The 15,618-nt window shown below is 41.2% G+C and carries 14 protein-coding genes; 3 read left to right on the forward strand and 11 right to left on the reverse strand.

Going from position 1 to position 15,618, the window contains the following annotated elements; all coding sequences use genetic code 11:
- Positions 1–2: 2 nt before the first annotated feature.
- The 5 genes from LDO37_RS26545 to LDO37_RS26565 form a co-directional block, all read right to left on the reverse strand.
- Entirely contained in the window at positions 3–2,213 is a 2,211-nt protein-coding gene (locus tag LDO37_RS26545) for a GumC family protein (protein WP_126610392.1), read from the reverse strand.
- A 27-nt stretch (positions 2,214–2,240) separates the two neighbouring features.
- Positions 2,241–2,774, reverse strand: coding sequence for a polysaccharide biosynthesis/export family protein (locus LDO37_RS26550; protein WP_101113098.1), 534 nt, complete (start codon positions 2,772–2,774; stop codon positions 2,241–2,243).
- Between the two features lie 8 nt (positions 2,775–2,782).
- A complete protein-coding gene (locus LDO37_RS26555) occupies positions 2,783–4,033 on the reverse strand; it encodes an outer membrane beta-barrel protein (RefSeq protein WP_126610394.1) in 1,251 nt (416 codons plus the stop codon).
- A gap of 13 nt (positions 4,034–4,046) precedes the next feature.
- A complete protein-coding gene (locus tag LDO37_RS26560; protein ID WP_126610395.1) occupies positions 4,047–5,447 on the reverse strand; it encodes an undecaprenyl-phosphate glucose phosphotransferase in 1,401 nt (466 codons plus the stop codon).
- 306 nt (positions 5,448–5,753) lie between these two features.
- Positions 5,754–6,401 carry a LuxR C-terminal-related transcriptional regulator gene (locus LDO37_RS26565; protein WP_224055626.1) on the reverse strand — a complete coding sequence of 216 codons (648 nt, stop codon included), beginning with the start codon at positions 6,399–6,401 and terminating at the stop codon, positions 5,754–5,756.
- A 562-nt stretch (positions 6,402–6,963) separates the two neighbouring features.
- Here LDO37_RS26565 and LDO37_RS26570 point away from each other — a divergent pair.
- Complete coding sequence (locus tag LDO37_RS26570; protein WP_126608608.1) at positions 6,964–7,446, forward strand: acyl-CoA thioesterase; 483 nt, start codon at positions 6,964–6,966, stop codon at positions 7,444–7,446.
- Between the two features lie 297 nt (positions 7,447–7,743).
- Positions 7,744–7,995 carry a hypothetical protein gene (locus LDO37_RS26575; protein ID WP_126608609.1) on the forward strand — a complete coding sequence of 84 codons (252 nt, stop codon included), beginning with the start codon at positions 7,744–7,746 and terminating at the stop codon, positions 7,993–7,995.
- A gap of 490 nt (positions 7,996–8,485) precedes the next feature.
- Here the strand turns inward: LDO37_RS26575 and malG are convergent, their stop codons facing one another.
- From malG to malE, 3 genes are all read right to left on the reverse strand, one after another.
- Positions 8,486–9,376, reverse strand: a complete 891-nt coding sequence (gene malG / locus LDO37_RS26580) for a maltose ABC transporter permease MalG (RefSeq protein ID WP_126608610.1) — start codon at positions 9,374–9,376, stop codon at positions 8,486–8,488.
- Positions 9,377–9,386: 10 nt separating this feature from the next.
- Entirely contained in the window at positions 9,387–10,958 is a 1,572-nt protein-coding gene (gene malF, locus LDO37_RS26585; RefSeq protein ID WP_126608611.1) for a maltose ABC transporter permease MalF, read from the reverse strand.
- A 123-nt stretch (positions 10,959–11,081) separates the two neighbouring features.
- Positions 11,082–12,263 (reverse strand): maltose/maltodextrin ABC transporter substrate-binding protein MalE, encoded by a 1,182-nt coding sequence (gene malE / locus LDO37_RS26590; RefSeq protein WP_126608612.1) that lies wholly within the window; start codon positions 12,261–12,263, stop codon positions 11,082–11,084.
- A gap of 397 nt (positions 12,264–12,660) precedes the next feature.
- On the opposite strand from malE, the gene malK reads away from it, so the two are divergent.
- Positions 12,661–13,770 (forward strand): maltose/maltodextrin ABC transporter ATP-binding protein MalK, encoded by a 1,110-nt coding sequence (gene malK, locus LDO37_RS26595; protein WP_126608613.1) that lies wholly within the window; start codon positions 12,661–12,663, stop codon positions 13,768–13,770.
- A gap of 74 nt (positions 13,771–13,844) precedes the next feature.
- Here the strand turns inward: malK and LDO37_RS26600 are convergent, their stop codons facing one another.
- The 3 genes from LDO37_RS26600 to LDO37_RS26610 all read right to left on the reverse strand — a co-directional run bounded on the left by LDO37_RS26600 (position 13,845) and on the right by LDO37_RS26610 (position 15,595).
- Positions 13,845–14,015: a hypothetical protein gene (locus LDO37_RS26600; RefSeq protein ID WP_185829862.1), complete on the reverse strand. Its 171-nt coding sequence runs from the start codon at positions 14,013–14,015 to the stop codon at positions 13,845–13,847.
- Between the two features lie 141 nt (positions 14,016–14,156).
- Positions 14,157–14,810: a LuxR C-terminal-related transcriptional regulator gene (locus LDO37_RS26605; protein ID WP_325050018.1), complete on the reverse strand. Its 654-nt coding sequence runs from the start codon at positions 14,808–14,810 to the stop codon at positions 14,157–14,159.
- Between the two features lie 584 nt (positions 14,811–15,394).
- Entirely contained in the window at positions 15,395–15,595 is a 201-nt protein-coding gene (locus LDO37_RS26610; protein ID WP_126609409.1) for a restriction endonuclease subunit S, read from the reverse strand.
- Between the last annotated feature and the right edge of the window lie 23 nt (positions 15,596–15,618).

Consider the following 15,618-nt stretch of genomic DNA (forward strand, 5'->3'; position numbering starts at 1 on the left):
ACCTAGCTTTGCTCGTAAGTACCGTAGTACTGGTAAGCATCCTGAGTTTTACTCTGATCTTGATTTAAAATGACACCTTCAATGACGCTCTTGTATTTGAGCATTCTTGAGATAGCGAAATTCAACTGATTTACTTTTGTGCTATTGGCTTTAACAACCATTACACAGGAGGTAGTCACATTAGCAACCAACATTGGGTCGGTTACAACATTCACTGGTGGTGTATCTATTATTATTCTGTCGTACTTATCACTCAGTAATTCAATCATTTCTTTGTATTGATCCGAACCGAGCAACTCCTGAGGATTAGGGATTAGCAATCCAGATGTCATAACATCCAACCCAGATTCTTCATGGTGATAGATACAATCTTCTAATTCAGCACCCATAAGAAGGTAATTCGTCATCCCAGGTTTTGCGTTGCTAAGGTGAAAGCGCTCTCCAACTGAAGGCTTGCGAAGATCACAATCGATCAGGAGCACTTTTTCCATTGCGGCAAATGATTCAGCTAAGCTAACCGATACCGTGGTTTTTCCTTCACCAGGAACAGAAGAAGTTACGGCAACACACTTACGCTTGTTCTGCATAAGAGTTAACTTGAGAGAAGTACGAATACTCCGTATCGATTCCCCGAACTCTTTATGTTCTTTGTCCAAGAAAAGCTCTGCACCAATCTTTTCTTTGCGATATTTTTTCGCCTTGATTTTTGGAACACTTCCTAAGCCAGAAAGCCCGACTTTATTCTCTACATCAACACGTCTTTCGAAGGTGTTTCTCATCGCCTCAAGAATAAACGCCATTGCCAAACCAAACACAAACGCGCCGATCGCAGCAATCAAGATAATCAACACCTTTCGAGGCTTAGCCGGAACCAAGGGGATGCTTGCGCGATCTGTAAAGCGCGCAATCGCATTTTGATAGTCACTGGTTGCAGATGTTTCTTTCTGGCGTGTTAGGAACAAATCATACAGTTGTCGATTGGTTTCAACTTCACGCCTACGAGTTTCAAACTCCGCTTTCTTTAACGTGACGGACTGGAATTCCTTTTTCTTCGATTCAAGCTCTCTTTTTAGTCCTCGTTCTTGTGCAAGAGCTGTTGAAAGCTCTTTCTCAATTCCCACCACTAACTGGTTAAGAATTTTGCTAGAACGAGATTGGAGTGCTTTCAATTCAGCCTGCGCTCGAATCATCTTGTCATGTTTCGGACCGTATCGTTTAGACAGCTCAAATACTCGCTTTTCCGCGTCCACTTCGTTAGAGCGAATATCGCGAATCTGCGGGTGGTTAGACACTTGCTTGATGGCATATAAACTTGAGAGGTCAGCGTTACTGTTTTTTTGCAAAACAGAGTACAGAGATTCAGCAGCCAATCTGCGGTCTCTTGCTTCAGACATTTGATTGGTTAGGTTGGTAAGTTCCGTCGTCGCTAAACCGTCTATCCCAGCGGCATCCACCAAACCTTCACGTTCCATAAAACGCGCTAACTTTCGTTCCGATAGTTCAAGCTGGTGTTCAAGCTCTCCTAGACGGGAATTGATCCAAATAGACGCTTGCTGATTAGCTTCCAATTGCGATTCAATGTGGTTTTGAATGTACGCTTCACCCACCGCGTTTGCGACATTCGCAGCCAATAAAGGATCATCCGAAAGATAAGTAATACTCACTAACTGGGTTTCTTTTACTGGGCTAACCGCGAGATTACGCTTGAATTCACGAAGAATATTCTGGCGATGACTATCTCTGAGCTGCTCTTCAAGAATAGGGCGAGGCTTTTGGATAAAATCAGACAACAACGGCAACTCATAGAAAGCGTTTTTTACGTCTTTAATCAATACCTTGATACCACTTGGATCCGACTGTTCAGTCGCGATATCGTTAGCATCAATAACACCAATACCCAGTTCACTGATTACCTTTTCTGCAATTCGATTTGATCGAATGATTTCATACTGTGTTTGATAATATTCTTGCTTGCTGGTGTCGACACCAACCACTTGCTCAATCGAAATCACTTTGTTTTGCTGATTTTCAATTAGCAAAGTGGACGTCGCTTTATATTCCGGCGTTATAGTAAGAACATAAAAAGTGACTAAAATCACAACAAAAAGGGTAAATGCTATAACGGATATTAGATTTTGCTTTACTAACTGAATGTATTTACTTAGGTCAATGAACTCGTCATTGCGCTTTAAGTCATCGCTTTTAACTATCATAAAATTTGAATTCTGATTCTTGTTGGATTAGAAAAAACTTTGCTCAATGACAATGATGTCACCTGGGTTAACAGCTTTGCTCAACGAAACGCCTTTTTGCGTTCCTCCCTCACCATTAGGGGTGATATTGATTTTTTTGCGTGCTGCTCGATCAGTAAAGCCACCAGCAAGCGCTATAGCTTTATCTACCGTAAGTCCAGGTTGGTATTCATAGCCCCCAGGCTTTTTAACTTCGCCGTTGACATAGATCTCTCGGAATGAAATGAAGTTGACCATTACCTTGGGCGTTATCAGGTAATCCCCTTTCAAGCCTTTTTCAATCGCAAGTTTGAGTTGTTGTGCTGTTTGTCCTTTTGCGGTCATTTCACCCAAGTATGGGTAATCGAAGGTTCCACTTGAATTAATTAACAATTCGTCGAACGAGAGATCTGGCTCTCCGTACACACTGATTTGAATACGATCACCAGGTCCGATTTTATATGTAGTCGCAAATGACGCCGAAAACGCTTGAAGCGGAAACAGCAGTAATAATGCAACGAAAGATAAAAATGTTTTATTCATAACCCCAACTAATATGCAATAGAACCAGAAACTGACCATACCGTTTGGTCGTAGCCATAACCTTCCCAACTCGATGTTTTATCTGTTTTTCTGACTCCAACGAAGAAATCCACTAATTCACTAAATTCATATCCAATATTCGCAGACCACTCAAAAGACTTATCATCTCTTAACACACCATTCTGGAATGCACCGGTATATTCTTGAGATTGAGCCACTACAATGGCTCTGGTGTATATCTGAGGTCGCCAATAGTGCTTCCAGCCGAGACTAAGATTCGTGTCTTTGACGTAGTCACCATCTTGATCTGGGTCTCTGGCAACCTGTTCGGTTTTAATGCTCCATGTAGAGTGATAAAAAGGATTCCAATCCACCCCTACTAACCAGCTCAAACCTGCAAAATCTTCACGCTCCGCATCGATAAAGTCTTTATCTTGCAGACCAATTTTTGCATAACCTTTTATTTTCCCAGTGGGATCCCACTCTAAACCTACAAAATAGCTATTGGTATTGCTGTCCTGAGAAGGCACACCATTTGCGGTAAGAGCATACGTTTTCTTTGCAAACTCATACTCTAAAGTAGCTTTAGTATTAGCCAGCCATTGATAAGAAAACTTCAACCCAGCGTAGCGATTGTCATAATCTCTAAAACGTGTGCTCCTGCCATCGTTCGAGCCACCAATATCCCGAAAATTCTTGTACTCGATATCGCTGTAACCAATTTTGGTCTCTATTTGCCCTTTAGCTCCGTTTGCTCCGTAGGTATAGGTAGTCACGGCAGAACGTTGGCGGTAATCCAAAGGGCTATCGATGGCGGTTGAGGTTCCATCCCCTTCACTTAAGCCTGTACCACGGGCTTCATGAAGGTCGGCAATTCGAAAATCGGCACTTACAGCATGGCGAAGACCAAGCCTCAGTAGATTTTTGCTTTCAAATGTGTGATCTGTGAAATTATCTTTTGAGCTTGAGAAATAGCGACCATCACTCAGCCTGTATGACAATACAAATTCATGTTCGCGAGGTTGAAACCTCAAAGAAATGTTCGGGTCTAAGATCAGAAATGATGTAGATACTGCGTTTTTCGATTCAGACGCTCGCAACAAGTTGTCATTTTGTCCGAATTTCGCTTTAACTCCAGGCGCTATCTCAATCCCTGACTCCGTTACAAAAGGCTCTGCAGCTGAGGGGAGACTTTGGGCAAAAGCAATGACTCCCAACACCAAACAGAAAGACTTTTTTAAGGAATATTTCATCGTCATAAGGTACTCGGTTTTAGTAAGCCGCTTTGCCAGTGAACCCTTTAAATATAGTCAGAAATACGATCTTTAGATCCATTCCAAATGACCAGTTTTGGATATAGGCCAAATCGAACTCAACGCGTTTTTCCATTTTATCGATAGTATCTGTTTCACCACGGTATCCATTTACTTGCGCCCAACCTGTAATACCCGGCTTAACTTTATGGCGTAACATATATCTATCAACAATTTGGCGAAATTCTTCATTGTGGCTGACAGCATGTGGGCGAGGTCCTACAATCGACATGGAACCTTGAAGGACATTGAAAAACTGAGGGAGTTCGTCAAGAGATGTTCGACGAATAAATGCCCCAAAGCGCGTCACTCGTGGATCGTTTTTGGTCGCTTGTTTAACCACCGCACCATTATCCATCACTTTCATTGAGCGAAATTTCCACACTTTGATTTTTCGACCATCCAACCCATATCGATCTTGCTTAAACAACACAGGCCCAGGAGAAGAAAGTTTCACACCCAATGCAACCGCGGCTAGCACAGGTGAAATCATCAATAGAATGATGGAAGATAAAACGATGTCTTCCACACGTTTAATCCACGAAGAAAACCCATTAAACGGTGTATCGAAAACGCTTAAAGTGTGGACGTCACCGATGTGGTGCCATCGGGAATGCAAAAGGTTATACGTGAAGAAATCAGGTACTAAATAAGTATTGGCAGTCGTATCAGAAAAACGTGCAAGGAAGTCTGAGATCCGTTTGTTCGCATGCAATGGCATTGCAATATAAACATGCTCAATCTCGCCATTTTTTGCACGTTCCAACGCTTTCTCTACATTACCCAATATCTTATATGAGGTCGATTTCTGTAAGCGCTCTGCGTTTCGTTCATCGTAGAAACCATCCAAAACGACACCGTGTTGGTTGTTGCGTTCAATTTCACGCGCAAGCTTAAGACCATGCTCAGTAAAGCCGATAATGACCGCCCGACGTGTATTGAAGCCTTGTTTGCGCAGGTTCAATAACACAAATCGGTAAACACAACGCCAAAGCATTAATAAAATAGGAGCGACGACAAACCATGCACCAATAACAACACGTGAAAAATCTACGCCTGTTTTAGTAAAATAGCCAAGAGCAAGAAGAATAACCGTAGCAACAAACCATGGAAGTAACGTAAGTTGGCACTGCTCTCGTAATGTGTTGGTTCGCCACGAGCGATATAGGTTGGCGCTTTCTGCACCCAAGAGGTAGGAAATAATTGCGATAACACCGATCAAGTTGTAGTCGCGATTGAATTCACCGACATATAAGAGGGTTAATACAAAAAGCGACCCACCAATAATTCCGATGTCGGCTAAACGAAATAAAAATGCAAATTCAGTTTCATAAGAGCGGATCAAGCCCTTTTTTTGCATATCCATATCTGACCGCTAGTTGTGTTGATTTAAAGTACACAGAATTTGCGCACCCCTTTTCCATACGAAATACGACTTAACCAACGTGACAGCACAGATAATTATGCTTTGTTTGGTAAGTGTAATCGTAAAAGCCTAAAAGAGCTACGCGACTAGTTATTATGATTGTTAATTCGGTAGATAATTTATCGAAAAATTGAAATTATTTAAGTGGTTAAAAGAATGATTTTGTTAGGCACCAAAAGTAGTACTTCATTTCATCCTAATTTAGTGCCCAAACATCACCTGACTACAGTACCAACAAAATTATAAGTGTTTTTTCGCCCAAGCCATTGCTTGAAGACGGTTTTTAACTTCTATTTTTTTAAAGATATTATATAAATGCGATTTGATCGTATGCTCACTTATGAATAACTTATCCGCAATTTCTATATTGGATTCCCCTGTTTTTAACGTTTCAAGGATTTCTATTTCTCTACGGGTCAAATCGACTTGAATGGCCTCATCTTCCATGTAGCTTGAGTCATTTTTTTGATAAAAGCTCAATAGCTGATTGATTACTTTTCGAGGTAACCAATTTTCACCTTGGGAAATTGAAAGCAATCCATTGCATACGCTTTCAAGATCATCCCTTGTTCCAAAACACCCATGGAGCTTTTTCCATTTAACTAACTCTTTAAATTCAACATCTTGCTCACTATTAAGCAAAACGACAGCGGTAAGCCCCTCTGATTTGCCCAACGCCGAAGCGACCCAATCAATGTTATCCTTAACACTCAAATCCACAAGTGCAATAAACTCCTCTCCCATGAGCAGTTCGCTTTCTAAGCCATCATAATCTACTACTGTCACCAATAATGGGACGTGTGATTCAACATAACTTTTGAAATAGTTACTTTGAATGTTCTTGTTGGTAATGAATATTATATTAGCTTTATTACTTGTGTTATCCATACTAATACCAGTTTCCCATCAGTCTATGTTAATGCCTTTTCTGTAGGAGTATCTCCGTACTCATTGTTTTCCAGCATCATTCTTATCTAGTCAACCGACTTAATAAAGTAAGCAGAAACTTGAGAGTATACAATCGACAAGTGACTTTGCAAAAAAATCCATTCTATATATAACGCTTTATAACTGCTTTCTTACTATTGAGACGGTAAATACCCACTAAGAATCTTGTTGTATTTATAAAACTCGACTATTTACTTACACTTTCTAATACCTCACTAAGTCTAGTACTAGAATATTAGTGCATTTTTGAAACCCCAGCCAAAAAGTACTAGTATTTCGCCCATGAAGAGACGGTACGATATTCCATGAACACACTAACATTAAAATATCGTTAATATTTGAGGTTCCACACAAATTTAGTGCTATCCACATCGGTATATGAAATTTATTGTTGATATATTTCGTTTTTATTGAATTTTATTTTCCCCAGAGTTATTGGCATCACAGACCAGTACGAGCTCCATGAACTACACTTAAGTTTTAAGCATTACGACTGGATATTATGAGCATCAGCCAACGAGAAATAACCCTGCGCTTTCTAGCAGAACCAACAGACGTCAACTTTGGCGGAAAAGTTCATGGTGGCGCCGTCATGAAGTGGATTGATTTGGCCGCATATGCGTGTGCGGCAGGGTGGAGTGGAAAGTATTGCATTACCGCTTATGCGGGTGGTATCCGATTTGTTGCACCAATTCGAGTAGGTAACCTTGTCGAAGTCACAGCTAAGGTTATATACACAGGTCGTAGCTCAATGCACATTGCCCTTGATGTGCAAGCTGGTGACCCTAAATCCGCCTCCAAAATACTTACCACACACTGCATCGTCATTATGGTTGCTGTGGATGAAAATGGTCAACCTACTCAAGTACCTGAGTGGATACCTACTGACGTGAAAGATATTGAGCTTCGTGAATCTGCCATTCGGCTGATGGATATGAGGAAACAAATTGGTGCGGAGATGGAAGCACACGTTAAGGATAAGTAGTATTTTCATTTTCGGCTCATATTTAAAAATAGCATCTCGTGTAAATGGCTTCTTAATTATTTTAATGTGAATGTGATCCAAATTTTAGTTTATCCAAATAAGCTCAACACTGAGCTTATTCAAACCTTTCCTTAGGATCACCTTTTCTTATGCCTTACTCCGCCTCTAAAGAGCTCGGAAAGAGTGGCTACGCCATATTCTTTTCTTATTGAAGCTCCTGTCATCAATGTTTCATCTTTCTTTGTTCTAATGCTCTCGCACTATCATCATTCGGTTTGGCGCACAGTAAATTGAGCAATGATTAAATTAAGTGAAGAAACAATCAAAGATTTGAAATCTGTGGAGTACCAATGGGTTCGCACACTTTATGCTGAAGGTTATCAGCCCTTTGAAATCAATCACTACATCCAGGCTTGTTTTGGTGGAGATGATGTTTTTGCGGATTTATTTAGACGAGTAGCCCTTGATCAGGAGAGCATCTACGTATTAATGCGGCACTTAGGATGGGCTCCTTCCAATCGCGAATACTTGTATGGCAAAGCGTTTTGAGCTGCCTAAAACGTTAGTGATAATCACTACGCTCAATTTAAATTTACAATTTTCTCATTAATTAGATTGAACTGCCCCGCAATTTCTTTGATAAGTTAGTTAGTAACTTTCGAATGGGCTTTGCACTCAAACAAATCCTGTTATATTGATTCAATCTCTCATTATTCCTAATTAATGTTAGATCCTTACTATAAAATATAGAACACAACATGGATTTATAAATACTTTCATAAAGCCACGAGAAGAAGTTTGAGCGTTTTTTCTGTTTTCTTTTGCTGTGCTATATAAAGTTTTTGCAATAAAAAGCCCAAGCTCAGAGCTCGGGCTATCGTTACAAAAACTGTTAGACAAATATGTAAGGAACTCAGCTAACAGCCAGCTATGCGTAACCAAGTAATTTGCAGCGTACTTAAATCAACTGATCAGCGGCCAAACCAATACGTTGATAGTACACAGATTATTATATTCGTGAATAATTCACGAACTCCTATTATCCTTTAACTCCTCCCGCTGTCAATCCTCCAATAAGCCATCTTTGCGCCAGTAAGAACACGATAGTTATCGGAATAGCAGATAAAACCGCCGCAGCAGCGAAATCTCCCCATAGATAATTTTGTGGGTATAAGTACTGTTGCATACCAACAGCTAAAGTATAGGTATCAACATCAGAAAGTAGCAAGGATGCGACAGGAACTTCTGTAATTGCCGCTATGAATGCCAAAATAAATACAACGGCAAGAATAGGCACAGAAAGGGGCAGTAAAACCAATCTGAAAGCTTGCCATGGTGTCGCACCATCTAAGGCTGCTGCTTCTTCCAGTGATGAGTCAATTGTTTCGAAATAGCCTTTAATCGTCCAAACATGCAAGGTAATACCGCCCAGATAGGAAAAAATTAGCCCACCATGCGTATTTAGACCCACAAATGGAATGTACTGCCCTAACCTATCAAACAAGGCATACAATGCCACCAGAGCCAGTACAGCAGGAAACATCTGAAAGATCATCATTGCTTTCAATAAGGTTGTTTTCCCACCAAATCTTAGCCTTGCAAACGCATAAGCAGATGTCGTCGACAACGCCACAATAAGCACCGAGCTGATTGCGGCCACCTTAACTGAATTCCATAGCCACAATAAAACAGGGAATGGAGGCGGCGTCACAGAGCCATCAGCATGAGTAACTGTAAACCCAAGCGCCAACTTCCAATGCTCTAGAGATGGGCTTGAAGGAATGATTTCCCCCGTTGCAAAATTGCCTTCTCGTAAAGAGATCGCAATAACCATAACTAATGGAAATAAAATCAACACCAGAAAAAACCAAAGCGCAATATGCGTTGCCCAAACTCTGTATTTCAGCGATTGTCCTTGTACCATTGGCATAATTCTACTCCTAACGCTCAGACAGTTTGGTAAATTTAAGATTAAGGAGAGCCAGCCCACCCACTAGTAAGAAAATCAGCGTTGCTATTGCACTGGCAAGACCAAAGTCTTGTCCGCCAGAGCCTTCAAACGCGATTCGGTAGGTATAGCTCACTAACAAGTCGGTATAACCCGCGGGCTCCGATGTTCCGATACGGTTTGGTCCACCTTCTGTGAGCAACATGATCATAACGAAGTTATTAAAATTGAATGCAAAAGTCGCAATGAGTAACGGTGTTAGTGGTCGCATCATCAGCGGCAGCGTTATGTGGACGAAGTTTTTTATGGGACCAGCACCATCAATAGCAGAGGCCTCATACAAATCATTAGGAATCGCTTTTAATAGCCCCATGCATAAAATCATCATATACGGGAAGCCCAACCATGTGTTTACAACTAGCACCATGGTTTTGGCTAAAATGGGATCGGAGAACCAAGTCGGGCTGATCCCAAAAAGTGCATTCAACACCATGTTTATCTCACCGAAGCTTTGGTTAAATAACCCTTTAAAGATGAGGATAGAAATGAAAGACGGGACCGCATAAGGAAGGATCAGCATAACTCTGTAAACGGCTCTCCCCCTTAATGCCTCCCACTGAACAACGCTCGCTAATATCAAGCCAATAAACAGGGTGAACACCACCGTACAAACCGAAAACACTATCGTCCATATGAAGATATTGATGAACGGTTCTTTGATTCCCTCATCTTTCCAAACACGTTCAAAGTTGTCGGTTCCTATGTTCACAACATATCCTGGAGAAATGGGGTCGCCTTGAAACTTGCCGTTTGAAAACGCTTGATAGTAGCCAATGTCGTCGTTGGGCTTAAATATTTGTTGGGTTTCTTGGTTAACCAGTGTTCGCCTGTCTTCAAGCAGATGATACTTAGGCCGAACGGAACCAAATTTCCTCAATCCGTTCATTGTCACTTCGTCACCATTTGGCAGCGCGAGACTGAGTGTAGAGAGTGTCTTACGGTGCTTTATGACGGTTTTCATTTTTTCTTTGCTACCTATAGGGTTAGCAACAGAAGACATTGGGATTGTGGTCGATGTTATGTTGTCAAACTCAATGACTGGAGATACCGCCCACTTCCCCGACTGATTAATAAATATCCGGAAACCGTTCTCAGAGCTGTGCAGTTGAAACGGGTAGTTCTCTCCGCTTTGAAAAGTTTGACCAAGCAGAACAGACTGAGCTCGTTCGAATGAAAGTTGGTTCTTTGCACTGTAATTCGTCAATGCTAAACCAACGGTATAAACCAACGGAAACACGACAAACAAAATCATCCCCGCAATGCCTGGGTAGATATATCGATGCGCGTAGGTTTTCTTACTACCAAAGATTGCGACGGCAAGCGCGGTTAACACAACTGTGAGTATCGCAAAAGCAAACTCACCTTGAGCATACATTAGAATACTAACGTAACCGTTAACCAAAGAAATCCCTCCCAACACCAACCATTTGATGATAAGTCGTGCTGAGAATGAAGGTGAGGATACCGTTTCGCTTAACGATTCAGTATTAGAAAATGACGGCATATAAAGACTCGCAATGCAGCAAAGAAAAATGAATTCGCACCACTGAATAGGTAAAGTGGCGCAAATAAGATCACGGGCGCGCAATAACAGAAAGTAACCTGAGATTTAGAGCAATCTGTCTGGTTATTTAGTCATTTGCTTTTCAGCGTCGTTTAACGCGGCTTCTACCCCCTGACGACCATCGACAATGTTAATGACGGCATTTTTTGCCGAGCTCCAGAAAGCATTCATTTGAGGAATATTAGGCATCACTTCCCCATTTTGCGCATTGATCATCGTCGCTGCTATCCGCGTGTCTTTCGCAATCTCTTGTTGGAAGGTGTTTAATGCGACAGCCCCCAAAGGCTTGTCGTCATTGATGGTGCGCAAGCCTTCGTTTGTCAGTAAGTAGCTTTCAATAAACTCAACCGCCAAATCCTTGTTTGGAGAAACCGTGCTAATGCCTGCGGTTAATACACCGACAAACGGCTTGGATGGCTGACCATTGAACTTCGGAAGTGTCGCTACCCCGTAATTAATGCCCGATTTCTCTATATTTCCCCAAGCCCAAGGTCCATTAATTGTCATCGCAACGTTGCCTTTGTTGAACTCAGACTCCGACACCGAATAATCCATATCTGGAGAAATTACACCTTTATCAGCCAGTGATTTAACGAAATTCATTGCAGCCGCGACACCTTCTTTATTGATGCCAGCGTCTTTTACGTCGTAGCCACCTACTTTACTCTTAAATGCATAACCACCATCCGCAGCCATGAGTGGCCATGTGAAATACGGTTCTTTTAGGTTCCACATAATGGCTGATTTTCCGTCTTTCTTTAGTTTTGCATTGAGTGCTTCCATCTCTTCCCAGTTTTGCGGAGGGTTCGGCACTAAGTCTTTGTTGTAAATAAGAGATAAAGATTCAACAGCGACGGGGTAACCAATGAATTTGCCTTTATAGGTCACTGCGTCCCATGCAAAATCGACAATGCCTTCTTTGATTTCCTTGGAAGGGTTCACTTCAACTAATAAACCCGATTCTGCGTAGCCACCAAAACGGTCGTGTGCCCAAAAAACAATATCGGGTCCATCTCCAGTAGATGCGGTTTGTGGAAACTTGTCTTGCAAAGAATCGGGGTGCGCTACCGTCACCTTGATACCAGTGTCCTCTTCAAACTGCTTGCCCACTTGGGCTAACCCGTTATAGCCCTTATCACCGTTAATCCAAATCGTTAACTGCCCTTCTTCAATGGCCGCATTTGCAGCGAAAGATCCAAGAGACGCTAGGGTGCAAAGCGCAAATGCACGTACTGGAGCATTCATATTGTTATCCTTTTTAATATGTAGAGATACGCAGATAATGATGATAGAACGACAGGGAAACATCATCATCCTAAATGCTACGCCTTACCACAGACGCTGACGTTTCGTGACCGTCATTGTATTTATCAATAACTCCAGATCACAAAATATGACGATTTTGTGACTTCCACCTCGCCCACTAACTTATAGGCACGTTAGAGGTTGTTGATTGTACTCGGGGTCTCCTCCTTAACTACTCCCCCCATGCCTCACTTGCTTAGGATGACCCATTTAGTTTTGCAATCGGTCATTATAAAGCACAATTATTTTTGAGGCTTCTAGAGGTCTTTGATATTTTAAAAACCCTCTAATCTCGAAAAATCTTTATAGCTCAAAAGGTTAATCTAAGGAAAGCGATATGGCGAGCGTTACGCTTAAAAACGTGTCAAAAGCTTATGGCGACACACTTATCTCAAAAAACATCGACTTAGAAGTCGAGCAGGGAGAGTTTGTCGTATTCGTAGGACCTTCAGGCTGTGGAAAATCGACTCTACTTCGATGTATCGCGGGGCTTGAAGATATTACATCGGGCGATCTCTACATTGGTGAAACAAGAATGAACGATATTGAGCCATCCAAGCGAGGAGTGGGCATGGTCTTTCAATCTTATGCTCTTTACCCTCACCTCAATTTGTTCGACAACATGTCATTTGGCCTCAAATTGGCTAAAGCCAATAAAAACGAAATAAAGAAGCGAGTTACTGAAGCCGCCGACATTTTGCAATTAACCCCATTGCTCCAACGCCAGCCTAAAGCTTTGTCTGGTGGTCAACGTCAACGCGTGGCTATAGGGCGTACACTGGTTTCGCAGCCAGACGTTTTTCTGTTAGATGAACCACTTTCTAATCTGGATGCGGCCCTAAGAGTCCAAATGCGCAGTGAGATCACTAAATTGCAACGCCAGCTTGGCTGCACAATGATCTACGTAACCCACGATCAAGTTGAAGCCATGACAATGGCAGATAAGATTGTGGTTTTGGATGCCGGTTATGTTTCTCAGATAGGAAAACCTTTAGAGCTTTACCATTACCCTAAAAATCAATTTGTCGCTGGATTCATCGGTTCACCAAAGATGAACTTTATTGATGTAAAAATAGAAAAGGTCGAATCAGATCAAGTTTTGGTTCAAACAGAGGGCAATCAAGCATTTTGGATTCAAGTCGATGGATCCACGGTGAGCTCTGGCGAAAAAATGGCATTAGGCATAAGACCAGAACACCTTGTTGAACATTCGGCATCGGACCATATTATAAATGGAACGGTTCAAGCGGTTGAAAAACTAGGCAATGAAACGCAAATTTACCTGAGCTTGAATGACTCAGACACGCAAGTCATTTACAGGGCACCAGATACCATAGAGGTAGAACCCAACCAACCGTTTGCCGTCGGAATTCCCGCTCATCGATGCCACTTGTTCCACAAAGATGGAAGCGCATGCCAGCGTTTGTACAAAGAGAAAGGTGTTTAAAACAATATGGCTTCTAGGGGGACATAGAAGCCGTAGTAGCTACAATGCAAGGTGGGCTGTTGGCTGTGGAACAGCTAACTCGAAGTATCAGACCACTTTATCCGGTTATACACTTCCTCATGAAGCGTTTGGTTAGATTGTTCAAGATGCAAAATCAATGATTCAATTTTATCCATCCAATTCAAATCTTTATTTCGATCGAGAGCTTTATCATCAATATTCGTTTTATGCTCTTTGTCAGCCATTGCTGTGCTCCCCATAAATCCACTCTCTTCCTAAGTACCTTTATTGGTTTGCTTTTATTTGGGCTATAACGCCCAAGCAAAAGCACTTAGGTAAACCATATTACAATCATAGTCCAACTTTTTGTGGGAGGAGCAAAGTCGTTAAACAAGTTCTTCTTGGCTGATGTTTTCTTTTGCCCAAATCAAGGCTTGAAGACGATTTTTTGCGTGAATTTTCTTAAATAAATTATGCAGATGCGTTTTGACCGTATTTTCACTAACAAACAATTTGTCGGCGATTTCTGTGTTCGTTGCACCCTTAGCCAAATGTCGAATGATCTGTTGCTCACGGCGAGTCAGTTTTGAATAAAGCGCGTTAGTGGTGCTCTTTTGGCGCTGTCGATAATACATGATGTATTCTTGAGCCAACTTGCGGCTTAACCACATCTCGCCATTTTGAATAGCATTCATACCTTTTGAGAGCGTATCAATATCATCATCCACATAGAACACGCCCACCAAACTCGTCCAATCCAACAGTTTTCTTGAATCGATGTCTTTCTCACAATTCAGTAAAACCTCTTGGCTTTGCGGAAAGTAGCGATTTTTGTACTGCAAATATTTTGGTAAAAAACCAGAATTAATAGCACTCATGTCAATAACAACAAAATTATCTGTCTCGATAGATAAACCTAACTCTCGACCTTCTAATATCGAATCGAGCTGTAAAACCTTCACATATATGTGTAATTTTTCTTCTAAAGACCGCTGAAGTAGCTGTGATTGCATTGTGTTATTTGTTATTAGAGTAAACACCACAGTGTTCCTTTTAATTATTTTGCCAACCGAGTTGAGCTGTATACGTTATAAATATAAACGGTAATGTCAAGGTACACACTTCAAATACAACAAAATGCGTATTAATACAATATCTAACTTATTGATTAAAAAGAAGTCTCACTTATGAGAAACGCCTTTTATTCTATATTTCGAATTGTGTTCGAATAAATTTATCGAATGAAGAACCCATTAATAAAGTGACCGAAATCACTAAACCTTGAATATATTTAATTCTAAACATCACTTAAATCTTTATTATTTAGAATGATGTCTTGCCTATTTATAATAACATTATCCACTTTAAGTGGTTATATTGGTATTGATTTTAATATCAATTAATAGAAATTTGAGGGAACATGCAAAACTCAGGTTCACATTGGTGAACCCGGTTCAAATAAATGGTCGATCGTACTGTTATATATTGGAGAAGTCTCAAAGCAATATACTCACGCTATCTCAAGGTACAGGAATCAGGGCTCCCAAAGATGAGGTTATTTGGGTATAAAAAAAGCGCCTGAATAGGCGCTATTATTCTCTATAATCCCACGTTAGAAGCATTTCTAATGTACGGGCTTGATGCCTTTCTCAGAAAACTTGCCGAAGTACTCTTCCATGATTTCTGGAGTCAGCTTCCCTTCCGCTTCAAGTTCTTTTAATTTGGCGACAATTTCTCGTTGCTCTTCCAAAGAAGGAAGCTTTACTTCAGGCTCACTGACGACTTCTTCAGTCATTTCAGCAAGATCTTTTTCGAAATCACTCATAACGTACTACCTTAAAAATAATT

The sequence above is a fragment of the Vibrio penaeicida genome, assembly GCF_019977755.1.
Lineage (GTDB): Bacteria > Pseudomonadota > Gammaproteobacteria > Enterobacterales > Vibrionaceae > Vibrio > Vibrio penaeicida.